The sequence below is a fragment of the Paenibacillus sp. GbtcB18 genome (genome assembly GCF_019091125.1).
GTDB lineage: Bacteria > Bacillota > Bacilli > Paenibacillales > NBRC-103111 > Paenibacillus_F > Paenibacillus_F chitinolyticus.
The window spans coordinates 1-11,858 of the sequence record NZ_JAGXJX010000013.1 but is presented as its reverse complement, the minus strand read 5'-3'; the positions used below and the strand labels follow the sequence as shown (position 1 = coordinate 11,858).

At 49.5% G+C, this 11,858-nt stretch carries 16 protein-coding genes and 8 tRNA genes; 3 read left to right on the top strand and 21 right to left on the bottom strand.

The window, feature by feature from the left end; all coding sequences use genetic code 11:
- Window positions 1-8 precede the first annotated feature (8 nt).
- From KVT34_RS26480 to KVT34_RS26420, 13 genes are all read right to left on the bottom strand, one after another.
- Window positions 9-185: a hypothetical protein gene (locus KVT34_RS26480; protein WP_217562732.1), complete on the bottom strand. Its 177-nt coding sequence runs from the start codon at window positions 183-185 to the stop codon at window positions 9-11.
- The gene (gene dnaB, locus KVT34_RS26475) at window positions 182-1,579 is read right to left on the bottom strand and encodes a replicative DNA helicase (protein WP_217562730.1); all 1,398 of its coding nucleotides are present in this window, start codon (window positions 1,577-1,579) and stop codon (window positions 182-184) included. Before dnaB ends, KVT34_RS26480 begins: the two co-directional genes overlap by 4 nt.
- Window positions 1,560-1,931: a hypothetical protein gene (locus KVT34_RS26470; RefSeq protein ID WP_217562728.1), complete on the bottom strand. Its 372-nt coding sequence runs from the start codon at window positions 1,929-1,931 to the stop codon at window positions 1,560-1,562. The genes dnaB and KVT34_RS26470 overlap by 20 nt, the downstream gene beginning before the upstream one ends.
- Window positions 1,909-2,862 carry a helix-turn-helix domain-containing protein gene (locus KVT34_RS26465; protein ID WP_217562726.1) on the bottom strand — a complete coding sequence of 318 codons (954 nt, stop codon included), beginning with the start codon at window positions 2,860-2,862 and terminating at the stop codon, window positions 1,909-1,911. The genes KVT34_RS26470 and KVT34_RS26465 overlap by 23 nt, the downstream gene beginning before the upstream one ends.
- A gap of 12 nt (window positions 2,863-2,874) precedes the next feature.
- On the bottom strand, window positions 2,875-3,024 hold the full coding sequence (locus KVT34_RS26460) for a DUF6906 family protein (protein ID WP_217562724.1): 150 nt from the start codon (window positions 3,022-3,024) through the stop codon (window positions 2,875-2,877).
- Window positions 3,025-3,033: 9 nt separating this feature from the next.
- Window positions 3,034-3,741: an MBL fold metallo-hydrolase gene (locus tag KVT34_RS26455; protein WP_217562722.1), complete on the bottom strand. Its 708-nt coding sequence runs from the start codon at window positions 3,739-3,741 to the stop codon at window positions 3,034-3,036.
- Window positions 3,741-4,775, bottom strand: coding sequence for a recombinase RecT (locus tag KVT34_RS26450; protein ID WP_217562720.1), 1,035 nt, complete (start codon window positions 4,773-4,775; stop codon window positions 3,741-3,743). The genes KVT34_RS26455 and KVT34_RS26450 overlap by 1 nt, the downstream gene beginning before the upstream one ends.
- Window positions 4,776-5,012: a hypothetical protein gene (locus KVT34_RS26445; RefSeq protein ID WP_217562718.1), complete on the bottom strand. Its 237-nt coding sequence runs from the start codon at window positions 5,010-5,012 to the stop codon at window positions 4,776-4,778.
- Window positions 5,012-7,087 (bottom strand): AAA family ATPase, encoded by a 2,076-nt coding sequence (locus KVT34_RS26440; protein WP_217562716.1) that lies wholly within the window; start codon window positions 7,085-7,087, stop codon window positions 5,012-5,014. Before KVT34_RS26440 ends, KVT34_RS26445 begins: the two co-directional genes overlap by 1 nt.
- Before the next feature lie 208 nt (window positions 7,088-7,295).
- The gene (locus KVT34_RS26435; RefSeq protein WP_217562714.1) at window positions 7,296-7,559 is read right to left on the bottom strand and encodes an AbrB/MazE/SpoVT family DNA-binding domain-containing protein; all 264 of its coding nucleotides are present in this window, start codon (window positions 7,557-7,559) and stop codon (window positions 7,296-7,298) included.
- Window positions 7,560-7,783: 224 nt separating this feature from the next.
- A complete protein-coding gene (locus KVT34_RS26430) occupies window positions 7,784-8,005 on the bottom strand; it encodes a hypothetical protein (protein ID WP_217562712.1) in 222 nt (73 codons plus the stop codon).
- Between the two features lie 130 nt (window positions 8,006-8,135).
- On the bottom strand, window positions 8,136-8,456 hold the full coding sequence (locus KVT34_RS26425; protein ID WP_217562710.1) for a DUF771 domain-containing protein: 321 nt from the start codon (window positions 8,454-8,456) through the stop codon (window positions 8,136-8,138).
- A 15-nt stretch (window positions 8,457-8,471) separates the two neighbouring features.
- Window positions 8,472-8,735 carry a helix-turn-helix domain-containing protein gene (locus KVT34_RS26420; RefSeq protein WP_217562707.1) on the bottom strand — a complete coding sequence of 88 codons (264 nt, stop codon included), beginning with the start codon at window positions 8,733-8,735 and terminating at the stop codon, window positions 8,472-8,474.
- Window positions 8,736-8,913: 178 nt separating this feature from the next.
- Between KVT34_RS26420 and KVT34_RS26415 the strand changes: the two genes are divergently transcribed.
- The 3 genes from KVT34_RS26415 (at window position 8,914) to KVT34_RS26405 (ending at window position 10,917) form a co-directional block, all read left to right on the top strand.
- Window positions 8,914-9,264: a helix-turn-helix domain-containing protein gene (locus KVT34_RS26415; protein WP_309244139.1), complete on the top strand. Its 351-nt coding sequence runs from the start codon at window positions 8,914-8,916 to the stop codon at window positions 9,262-9,264.
- 4 nt (window positions 9,265-9,268) lie between these two features.
- On the top strand, window positions 9,269-9,727 hold the full coding sequence (locus KVT34_RS26410) for an ImmA/IrrE family metallo-endopeptidase (protein ID WP_309244138.1): 459 nt from the start codon (window positions 9,269-9,271) through the stop codon (window positions 9,725-9,727).
- Window positions 9,728-9,807: 80 nt separating this feature from the next.
- Window positions 9,808-10,917 (top strand): tyrosine-type recombinase/integrase, encoded by a 1,110-nt coding sequence (locus tag KVT34_RS26405; protein WP_217562705.1) that lies wholly within the window; start codon window positions 9,808-9,810, stop codon window positions 10,915-10,917.
- Window positions 10,918-11,067: 150 nt separating this feature from the next.
- On the opposite strand, the gene KVT34_RS26400 is transcribed toward KVT34_RS26405, so the two are convergent.
- From KVT34_RS26400 to KVT34_RS26365, 8 genes are all read right to left on the bottom strand, one after another.
- A tRNA-Arg gene (locus KVT34_RS26400) sits at window positions 11,068-11,141 on the bottom strand.
- Window positions 11,142-11,148: 7 nt separating this feature from the next.
- Window positions 11,149-11,222, bottom strand: a tRNA-Pro gene (locus KVT34_RS26395).
- A gap of 10 nt (window positions 11,223-11,232) precedes the next feature.
- A tRNA-Arg gene (locus tag KVT34_RS26390) sits at window positions 11,233-11,309 on the bottom strand.
- Window positions 11,310-11,320: 11 nt separating this feature from the next.
- Window positions 11,321-11,395, bottom strand: a tRNA-Gly gene (locus tag KVT34_RS26385).
- Between the two features lie 7 nt (window positions 11,396-11,402).
- A tRNA-Leu gene (locus KVT34_RS26380) sits at window positions 11,403-11,486 on the bottom strand.
- Between the two features lie 14 nt (window positions 11,487-11,500).
- Window positions 11,501-11,576: transfer RNA gene (locus KVT34_RS26375), tRNA-Lys, on the bottom strand.
- A gap of 9 nt (window positions 11,577-11,585) precedes the next feature.
- Window positions 11,586-11,660 (bottom strand) — tRNA-Gln (locus KVT34_RS26370).
- A 25-nt stretch (window positions 11,661-11,685) separates the two neighbouring features.
- Window positions 11,686-11,761, bottom strand: a tRNA-His gene (locus KVT34_RS26365).
- Between the last annotated feature and the right edge of the window lie 97 nt (window positions 11,762-11,858).

The following is an 11,858-nucleotide window of genomic DNA, read 5'->3' as shown; positions in this document are numbered from 1 at the left end:
TTCAGGACTCACCGCGGGTACACCGCCTTTTTGTGATAGTTCACCCGTCGGTGCTGTTTGCGATTGCGGCGTTTAATTTCCTCGGCGGCCGCCTGCCGGTGATGGATCGGCGCCTGTACGTCGTTATAAGCGATCTCGTACAGCTGCGCGCGGGTAGCCTGCCGCCAGTCCAGTTTTTCGCTCATGACGACATCCTCCTCATGTCCGGTACTCGCCGGCCGCCTGGAGGCGGTGCCTGTCCCTGGTGATCCCGCTGGATGTTGGCGAACTTGTTAAAGCTTTTGAGGAATGCCAGTTCCACTGTGCCGACCGGGCCGTTCCGCTGTTTAGCTATGATGATCTCGATGATATTTTTCTTTTCGGATTCTTTGTCGTAGTAGTCATCCCGGTAAAGGAACGCCACAATGTCCGCATCCTGCTCGATGGAGCCGGATTCCCGTAGATCGGACATCATCGGTCGTTTGTCCTGGCGCTGCTCGACGCTCCTGGAGAGTTGGGAAAGCGCGATGACTGGCACGTCCAGTTCCCGGGCGATCTGCTTCAACGTGCGGGAAATTTCGGATACTTCCTGCTGACGGTTGTCTCCCTTACCCCTGCCCTGGATAAGCTGCAGGTAGTCGATAAGGATCAAGCCGAGCCCGTGGTCCTTTTTCAAGCGCCGGCACTTCGTCCGGATCTCTCCAACGGTGATGCTTGCGGAGTCGTCAATGTAAATCGGAGCCTCGGAAAGAAGGCTGATAGCCGTGGTGACCTTCTCCCAGTCGTCGCCTTCGAGGAAACCGGATCTGAGCCGGTTTGCATCAACGTTCGCCTCCGCGCATATCATGCGCTGTACAAGCTGCGACGCGCCCATTTCAAGCGAGAAGACTGCAACGACCTCGTTCTTGCGGATGCCGACGTTCTGGGCGATGTTCAGGGCAAAGGCAGTTTTACCAACGGAGGGCCGAGCAGCCACAATGATCAAGTCGGAGTTTTGAAATCCGTTGGTCAGCTTGTCCAGGTCGGTAAACCCGGACGGCAGCCCCATAGCCGACCCGTTCCCACGGTTGTTGTATGTCCGCTCGATCGTATCGAAACATCCCATTGCTACATCGCTAATCATGTGAAAAGGTTGCTTTTTAAAGCCCTTGTCCGTGAGCTTGTCCGCGCTGGCCTGCATCGTTTGCAGCAACTTCCCCGTGTCTTCGCTTTCCTCGGCCTGACGGAGCTGGCGCCGCAACTCCAAGATTGCCTCCCGGTGCGTAGCCTTGTCCTTTACGATCTCGGCATAATGCCCCATGTTGGCCGATGTCGGTACTGCCTCGATCAACTGATTGAGGTAGCCGATACTGCCGACCGCGCTTAACTGCCCCTTGCTCTGCAGCCGTTCGGCTAAGGAAACGACATCAATGGTCGTTCCGCTTTCGTGTAACTCCTGCATCGTTTCGAAAATCTGGCCGTGCTGCGGGCTGAAAAACTCGTCGCCACTCAAAAGGTCCATAGCAAGATCCATCGTTTCAGGGTCCAACAGCACCGCGCCGAGTACGGCCTGTTCGGCCTCGATGTTTTGCGGAAGTGGTTTAATCTCGTCGTGCTGCAATGCGCTTCACCTCTTCCCGAAACCTTTCGCTCGGCGGCGCCGGTTGCAGCGCGCGCCGCTGGCCGTTTTCCTCGACCATGTGCATGTTTTCCAGCATGAGCCGGGTTTCTGCAGCGTCCGGTATGGCTCGGCCCTCTGCGGCCTGTGCTGGCCGTTTGGCGAGCTGGCCGGGAGTCGGCGGAAATTTGTTCCCAGGGTCCCGCGTGTAGCTATAAAAATTTGCCTCTGCGAGTGTATGGGGTACGTCTTCCAGAATTCGCAACCAGAGCTTCACCTTGAAGTCGTCATATGAGAATCCGGTAAAGACATTATCAATGAGCATGAAGATTTTACGGATTTCTACTTCGTTCACGTTCTTCCGCCTCCCGTATTTCTTGGATAGCTTTTTCGTTCTTCGACAACTGGCGGTTGTTGCTCTTGCGCTGCCTTGGTGAAACAGGTTTATTAGCTGCTTCAATCGCGGCCTTAAAATCATCCCAGCATCCGAAGATTACCGCCTTGCAGTATGAAAATGTTCTGATCGTGTCAGACTCTCTTTTCCGAGTCTTCTTTTTCCGAGCGACTGCCAGGTCGATCCCAAAGTGAATGAACTCGATTGGCATAGGCTCTTTAGCTACCTCCTCGACATGATTCCAATCGGAAGCGTTTGAAAAGGTCCGTCTGGTTTGCTGGAGATAGTAACCTTCGATCTCGGAAAAACGGTTCTCGGATTCTTCCGGATTAAAATCTGTTGGAAAGGTATTAATCGCATTTCTGAGAACTTCGGTTCTCGATTTGAGGAATTCGGAATCTGTTTCAGATAAGTCCTTAATCCATCTATCTATTAATATCTTTATAATATCTTTATTAGATCGGACATTTTTGTCCGGGAGATCGGACATATCTGTCTGATCTCTATTGGAGAGAACGGACATTTTTGTCTGATCTGTTTCGAGAGATCGGACATTTTTGTCCGTTCTCCCGGAAGCCCACTTTTTGGACCTCTTGACCGATAAAATGAGTCCGTATGGAGCCCGAGTAATCCTGATGTAATCATGCCTTTCCAACGACTCCAGCCAGCGGCTCACCGTCTTTTCGTTAACGTCGAATATCTCCGCCAACTGTGACAGCTTCATTGGCTTGTTCCCAAGGACGATGCCCCAGACTATCCCGTCTTTTTCCTTCTCCGTTGTCGTGGAGCTGATGCACCAGAGAAAAAGCCAGATCGCGCTGCCTATTTGCTTGTAGTGGACTGGTTGCAGTAGGCCGGAGTAGGTCGGAAAGGGATAACTGTTTTCGGGCATTTTGATCATCCCCTATACTGCTATGACTTTCTCGGCCTCCGTCTGCCGGTGAACCAGGTACAGCCTGCCGGGCGGCGCCTTGGTTACGAGCCAGTTCGCCGGATCTTCGCCGGCCGCCTTGATTGCCTGCTTTTGCTTAAGAGTCGGATTTTTGCCTTTCATGCCTGCCTCCTATCGGTCCGCGATTCGGACCACTTTCCCAGTGATTTTCTGAATCTCATTTTTGAAAAACTCGGCGTCGCTGTTGGCGTCGCTCAGATGGAGCAGCCAAATTTCCTGAACGCGGCTCATATCGTTGGCCCGAATGAAGTCCTTTACATGATCAAGGCCGAAGTGCGAGCGAAGGAGCCGACTTTTCATAACGGCCGGGATGCGCCCGGCCGCTATGTTGGCGTTTAATATGTCGATAGAATAATTGCACTCGACCATGATGTGTGTGAGGCCAGGGAACCGATACCGGACGTAATAGGTATCTGTGACAAAGAGCAGCTTGTCCCCGGACCGGTTGGCGAGCAGGAAGCCCAGCGGCTCCGCTGCGTCGTGCTCAATTTCAAAGGGAAGAATCGTCCAGCTTCCGACCGTGAACTCCTCGCGGGCTTGAACAACTCGCAGGCGGTGTCCGGACAGCCCGAGAGCTTCCGCCGTGCCGCGCGCGGTGAACACCGGAATGCCGGCGCGCATGACGTCCGCCGCGGCTCGGCTATGGTCGCCGTGCTCGTGAGTGATCAGGCAGGCAGCGACTTCGGACATCCGGAAGCCGACGCCCCGCTGAATCTCCTTGTACTTGATACCGGCCTCCAATAGCAGGGCCGTGTGACCGTCCGTGATCCGGTAGGCGTTGCCGGCACTGCTGGAGCCGAGCGGTTGAATCTCAACCATCAGAACGGGTCCATTCTCGGCGGCTCTGCTGCCTGTGCCCGGTCGGGCTCCACCTGCAGGTCGCCTTCCGGCGGTGCATCCGCGGCGGCTCCGTTCTCTTCCGGCGCTTCCGGTTGGGGTGGGGTCGGGTTGATGTCAATAACCTTGCGATTTGCGTTTCGGCTGATTTCCTCGTTCACTTCCGCCTCGGAAAACTCGCTTTCCAAGCGCAGTAAACGAAGATAATCGTCGTCGATTTTTTGGCTATCGATTGCGATATCGCTATAAGCCGCGCGAAAAATAGTTTTCCAGCACATTCTTTCGGGCCAGCCCGTCACAGTTTCCGTGCCTACTTTCTGACCTTTGTCCCATTTGTCTTTTTCGCCTCCCCAGAACTCAGGGCTGGCTTTTTCGGGCTTGCGCTTCTCAATATCGCTTAATGAAAAAAGAGCAAGCTTATTTTTTTCTGGCATATCAACGTAAATGTGATAGTAGAAGCCGCCTATAATTTCGCCACGATTAAAAGGATTCTCAATGCTGAAAGTGTAATTTTCGATAGGATTTTGGGCGTCCTTTTTAAGCGGGACAAACTTGTCATTGGAGTAAACAAGCTCGACGATAACCTTATCCGGCGGATTGAGGCCATACTTCGTAGCCTTTAGTTCAATCCCGCGGTAACCTTCGATAAATGTAATGTCATACTTGTTGGTGTTGTTATTCTTGAAAGGAATGGGGTTGATATGGTTCGGCTGTGACGGATCGAATCCAACACGCGCCAGCGATACAACATCCAAAGCCAATTTGTCCATGTTCACATTTGCCCAGGTTACCGGCAGAGCATCGCGGTACTTTTCGGATTTTTTCAATCGTTTTTCTTCGGTTGAACGAAGAATGGAATCGAGCGCTACAAAATAGTTTTGTGCAAGGCGCTTCTGGAATTGAGTCAGCGCGACCTCGCCGACACTGGTCCCAAACTCCGTGACAACTTTCTGCATAAACCTTTCGGAATGTGTCAGTTCCTTTTTTGCGACCGCATTCTGTTTTTCTGTTGACATTCAAATCGCCTCCACATCGTATTGACCAAATTCGTCGTTGATTACCTTAAGCAGTTCCGCATGGACCCGCTCTTTGTCTTCCAGCTGCTCAACCGCTAGGTAAAGAATTTCCCAGGCTTTCAACTTGGAGCAATGCGGGTTTGTCTCCGAGGGGACATCCTCACTGAACTGACCGTTCACCTCGATAAGAAATAATTTCACCTGGCCGGCGGTCGCCGGTGCCGTCAATCGTGCCATCAGACCGCCTCCTGTTTGCTGTTGTTTGACGTAACGACCCAAAGTTTCTTGTTTCTGCTTTCCCAGATGCTGCTTGCCTTTTTAGAGCTACCGTGCAATTTAACTAGTTCTTCCCTGGTCTCAATTGGTAAGCTTTCAAATGTCGGCGGCACTATCAATTTGATTACTTGCGAATTGACGTCAATCATTTTCGTAACAGCTTCCGCGTTGTCTACAAAGATCGGTGCGGAGAATCCGTAGTGCTCGCCCAGCGTGTTGATGATGTCCAGGCCGACATTGATCCGCGCAGCGTTATTGAGGCCGCCGCCATATGGCACGCCGTCGAAAAGCGTCTCGCAGCACTCTTCCAGGCCGCCGTTGATCTGCTCCCGGAACAACCGGAACCGGGCGCGCTTGAATTTGCTGTTAATACGAGATTCCAGCATTGAGACTTTGGCCCGTGTGAACTCGTCCATCAGGTAGAGCTCACCTTCCAGCCGTTCAAAATCCGCGGCCAAGCGGCGCTCCTCCTCCTGCAGCTCCTCAATCCGCCGGGTGATCCGGTCCACTTGTTCAAACTGTGCGAGCTGGCGCTCGAGCGTGGCCACGTCGATCCGGAGTTTGGACAATTCCTTTCGCTGCTGCTCAACGGAGCCCTGATTGGACGAGCGAAGCGCCACTATGCGGGCCTGAATGTCTTTGGCCTCCTGCTGCTTTGCTACATAATCCGGATCGAGCGCCGGCACTTCCGCGCCTCCCCGCAGTTCCGCGAGCTTTGTTTCTGCCACGAGTACCGCCGCGCGCTTGGCATCGAGGATTTCCGTCTGTTCGACCAACTCACGGTTGAGTCGGTCCGCGGTGGCTTCAAGGGTCACGATATCCAATTTCGCCGCTGTGCCCACTGAAAGTAGTTCTTCCAGGCGTGAGCTTTTCTTACGGTTGAAATCTTCTAGGGCCTTATCGTGCGCGGCCTGGATCTGCTCCGCCGGCAAACTCTGTCCGCAGGTTGGGCACTCGCTCTCGTGTGGTGGTGTGAAGGTTTGGGCTTCGGTCTCGCGGTATTCAGTTAAAAGCTTTTGTCGCGCTTCATTGCGACCAGTTAACCGAAGGTTGTTCTGTTCGATCTGATATTTTAAATCTTCAATCTTCCGGATTACGTCGCTGCATTCGTCCTGCAGCTGCTCGATTTTGTCCCGTTGGCCCCGGGCTCGATCAAACGCGGCCGAATCCTGTCGATTTTGGATCTGCGTCAGATGCGCCTCGATGCTGCGCAGATGCTTCTCCAAAGCTGCGATTTCCCCGCCTTCCTGGATACGGACGAGCTTCTCCTCACCTTCACGGATGCGATCCCGTAGCGTCTGAATATCGTCCTGGATAACCTCCGCATCCAGGTCCGTCGTATCCGGCTTACTCCGTTCGGCCTCGTTGATCCGGACCGGGATTTTATCAAGCTCCTTTTTGATCTCGGAGCGCTTGGCCGCGATGACCTTCTTGTGATTTTCAATGCTCCGGCCCTCCAAAATTTCAGGGAGACGGGAGAGCGCTTGGCTGCTGTCGATAACCTCTTCATCCGTAACGTTGCCGCTGATCTCAAAAAGGATTTTCCGGCGCTCTTCCCATTTCAGCTGCTCATTGAAAAAGGCGGGATTGGTGAGGAGTTTGAAGACGCTCTCCTCGATGATGCTGTCTACCTCGGCCTTGTACTCGGTCTGCTTGACTGGTACGCCGTCAACAAAGTACTCCGTTTTGTGGCCGTCGAATTTCGGTGTGGCCTGGCCGCGGGTAGTCACCCATTTTTCAGTGAGCACCCGCCGGAGAGTTCGCGGCCGGGCGTCGATCGAGAACACTGTTTCGACCTCGTGCTGCAGGTGCCGGTCCTTAACATTTCCCTGCTCGTCCAATGCTTTTATCTCAAAATCCGTACGGTTTTGGCTGTCTTTCCCGAAAAGAAGCCATACAAAGGCGTCGAACAAAGTCGTCTTGCCCGTTGCGTTATTGCCGTATATGGAGACGCTGCCGCCGGCCGTATTGAGAACAAATTCCTTGAAACCTTTAAAGTTGCGGAGCGTAATACGCTCCAGGATGATATTTTTCATGGCTCCTCCTTCGGCGTATTCGCTGCATTATGTTTTTTTTGCTTTAGATCCTGGTAAAGTGTAAATTTACGCCGAGTGTTAAAGGTGAAAACTGGTGTACCATCTGATTGAAAGGTGATTGAGCCGCCGACCTGTGTCAGCAAGACCTGGTCCTGCAATCGCTCGCTATATGGCAACGTGTACCGCATGGGGTCACCTCCTGGCGGGTTTAAGCTGGCGAGCCTGCGGCGACTTTCTTAAGGTCGCGGAGGCAACTTTTACAAACGGCCTTATCGCGGAAGGATTGAAGCCCCTCCGTGTTACCGCAAAGGAAGCAACCGGGAGCGTATTTTTTAAGAATGATTCGGTCTTCCGTAACGAAGATTTCCAGCGGGTCCTTTTCAGCTACTCCAAGCGTGCGACGGATTTCAACTGGAATTACGATCCGACCGAGTTCATCAACCTTGCGTACCATACCTGTGGCTTTAATCATGAGAAGTACCTCCAAATATTTTTTTGTGGTATACTAGCGACATAAGTTTTTTCAAAGTGCGCGACCTGTTCCGGCTCCTACCCCGGACGGGTCGTTTTTCGTTTTCGGGCATCGCCCCCTTTCATGATTTGCCGGCGCTGATCTTCTTGGCGCCGATCGCCTCCGCAAAACATTGAATATTGCAACAAACCCCGCTGCCGTACTTCCAAGCTTGCTGCCCCGGTTTAATTAGCTTGGAGCAATTTTTGTTCAAGCACCGGTGTTTCAACTCGTTTTCGTCTGGCCCTAACACCAGAACCCATTTCGGGCTGCTGATCATGCATCCACGCCTCCCATGTTCCATCAAGATTTTTTTTAACAAATCGTTCGAAAGTCAGCAGGTATTTCTCGGCAATACGGTGATATTCGAAATAGACACCGAGCTTGTCTAATACCTCGTCAGACACGGCCTTTTCCCTCCTTCCGCCGCCGAATCTCCCGGAGAATGACGGCATGTTGCGCCGGACTCCGGTCGAACCAGATACGGGCCAGTTCTTCGAGTGTCAGGTTAATCATGTATAAACTGCCTCCTATTCGTTAAGACTTGAAAATATCCCCGAAGCGTTTATCCAGAAACTCGGCCATTTTGGCAGCTTGAAAGGACCAATTGTGGCCTTGTGCCTTTGGATAAAAGACAAAACCCCCATTTTGAACATCCAGAATTTTTTTGAAACGGGGCTGTAAGAGAATGTTTTCTTTGATCCAAGCCTGCCCCTTATTCAATCTTCGTTCTAAATCCTGCATGGACCAATAAACCCCAGCAAGTTCCATCTGCTTCAATTCCTCGAATTCGATCTTTCTGATTATCACGTGATCTTCTGGAACTGGAATCGAAAGCTGCACGGTTATATTTTGCATGCCGTCTCGCTCCTTCTATGCTGTGTTATGTTTCTTTTTTGAAACCTCGGGATAAATGAAATACTCATCCGCACTTATTTCAAATGCGGCGCAAATTTTTCTGATCTCGGTTATCGTGAAATCTCCACCAGTACCATTCAAATTTTGATTGATTGCTGATTTCGACTTGCCAAGCAATTCACCGAGTTTACCCTGGCTCACGCCATACTCATCCAAGAATGCTTTAAACTTTGTGTATGGCGTATGACGTCGCTTGATGTCTTTCAAGATGTCCTTCAAGAGGATTCACCTCCTCTCAGTGCTTGTTTCACTTTTGAAACCTTGTGATACGAGTATACACACACAAAAGTTTCAAAGTCAATAACATTTTAAGCGATCATCTAATAAAAGTTGCATTTTCGAAACACGTGTTATACTATGGTATTAGATCAGTCTAAACGTTCGGAGGTAAAAGACCGTGTATTCTTTTGGTGACAAATTGAAAGAACTTAGAACAAATCGAGGCCACACCTTAGATGAACTTGCTGACAAAGTAAATGCCCAGTATGGAACTGCAATAAATAAAGGAATGTTATCAAAATGGGAAAACAATCATGGAGAGCCGAGACTTGATACAGCTAGAGTACTTGCAAGTTTTTTTAAAGTTTCATTAGACGAACTTTTGGAGCTTGATAAGTCCAATAGCAAGAATGAAATTGAGACTATCGCGGCTCACCATGATGGCGAGGATTGGACCGAAGAAGAAATGAAGGAAATTGAAATATTCAAGCAGTTTGTTCGGTCGAAACGAGGACAAAAGGAAGGCTAACTTCATGATGGATTTTGACACAGTTCTAAAGTATGCCTCATTATACGTTGAAGTTTATGAACACCCTATGACGTCCAGAAACAAAGGACTTTATATGGACGGGATTGTCTGGCTAAATAAGGGTTTAACCAGTGTCGATAAAGCATGCGTCCTCGCTGAAGAATTGGGACACCACAACACATCAGTAGGCAATATCCTAGATCAATCTTTGATCCAGAATAGAAAGCAGGAACAATTAGCCAGACAATGGGCATACGAATTCATGATTCCTCTCGAAAAAATCGTGCAGGCTTATCATTCGCACATTCAAGACAGATTCCAACTTGCGGAGTTTTTAGGTGTTACCGAGGAATTTTTGCAAGCGACTATTGACAGATATACCGAGAAATACGGGCTATTTGCTCAAGTAAATGAACGTTACACTGTTTGTTTTAATCCTCTTGGCGTTATTGAAATAGTTTAATTAACTTCGCGTGTAACTGCCGCGAGGCGGTTTTGGCGTACCCAAAATCAGAACATATATTCCTAAAAGGAGTGATAACAATGGCGTCATATTTAAAACGAGGAAAGACCTGGCAATATACTATTAGCCGCATGGTGAATGGAAAGCCTGCTCCAATTAGAAAGGGGGGATTCGCTTCAAAAGCCGAAGCGAGAGCTGCTGCTGCTGAAAAGATGTACGAGCTCCAAAAAGGCTTAGTCCCAATAGCGGAAGCAAAACCGCAACCCTTTCACCAATACTTCGCGGAGTGGGTCAAAGTGTACAAATCCACAAAGCACAAGAATACTATTGCAAGATATGAAACTACACGTCACACCATTGAGGAGCTATTCGAAGAACAGACAATACAGGAAATCACAAAACGAACATATCAGGAAAAATTAAATATTTATGCTGAAAAACATGCAAAAGAAGGAACCCGAAAATTGAACACTCATATAAGAGCATGTGTGAAAGATGCCATCGACGAAGGTGTGATTAAAGTAGATTTCACCCGCGGGGCTGTTATTTCAGGTTCTGTGGAAGCAAAACGCCCAGAAGAAAAGCACATGAATTTTTTCGAAAGCAAACGTTTATTGAAAGAGCTGGAGAGGCCAGAAGCGCTATCCCATTATCTAATTCTTTTAGGTATCACATCAGGTATGCGATTTGGAGAATTAGTCGGGCTGACAAGACAGGACTTTAATTTTGAAAAAAGTGAAATCACCATTAATAAAACTTGGGGATACACAAATAAAATGCATGATGGATGGGGGCCAACAAAAAACGACCAGTCAGTCCGCACAATTAAAATGGATAGGAAGACAATGAATATTTTTAAAACATGGTTTGAAAATCAACCCGATAATATCCATAAGCTTGTTTTCTATAGTCCTACATCTAAATATAAAGTTCTCAGTAACAATGGTGCCAATAAGGCTTTGGATGCTCTAATGACGAGGTTAAATATCGAATCAATAGCTTTTCATGGTTTACGGCATACTCATGCAAGTATTTTGCTTTATAAAAAGGTCTCTATTTACTACGTTTCCGAAAGATTGGGACACCGTGATATAGATACAACCATGAAACATTACGCCCATATCGTTAAAGAACTAAGAGAACAAGATGAAAAAAGCACCATGAAAATATTCGATGAGATGGTGGGGTAAAAGCGATATCGGTTTTGGTGTAAAATCGTGTGTAAAAAAAATCTAAAACATATGCTATTCTATGCTATTCTCAAACAACAAAAAAACCGCCCAACCCTTGATACACAAGGATTTAGACGGTTTTTACGGCATCTAATATTAATTAGATTACGTCCCAGGAGGGATTCGAACCCCCGACACACGGCTTAGAAGGCCGTTGCTCTATCCAACTGAGCTACTGGGACAGACGTATCGGGACGACACGATTTGAACATGCGACCCCCTGGTCCCAAACCAGGTGCTCTACCAAGCTGAGCTACGTCCCGAAAGTAATAATGGCGTGCCCTGAGAGATTCGAACTCCCGGCCTTTTGATTCGTAGTCAAACGCTCTATCCAGCTGAGCTAAGGGCACGTATGAAATTATGGAGCGGAAGACGGGAATCGAACCCGCGACCCTCGCCTTGGCAAGGCGATGCTCTACCGCTGAGCCACTTCCGCATAAATCTGGTGCGCGTGGAGGGACTTGAACCCCCACGTCAAAGACGCTAGATCCTAAGTCTAGTGCGTCTGCCAATTCCGCCACACGCGCACATAAAACAATCATGGTGAGCCATGAAGGACTCGAACCTTCGACACCCTGATTAAAAGTCAGGTGCTCTACCAACTGAGCTAATGGCTCATAACTAAATGGCTGGGGGTATAGGATTTGAACCTATGCATGACGGAGTCAAAGTCCGTTGCCTTACCGCTTGGCTAACCCCCAATATTTAAAACTCATATCAAGGTAATGGGGCGGACGAGGGGAATTGAACCCCCGAATGTCGGATCCACAAACCGATGCGTTAACCACTTCGCCACGACCGCCACAAAAACTAGCGTTGTTAAAAATGGCGGAGCTGACGGGATTCGAACCCGCGGTCTCCTGCGTGACAGGCAGGCATGTTAGGCCTCTACACCACAG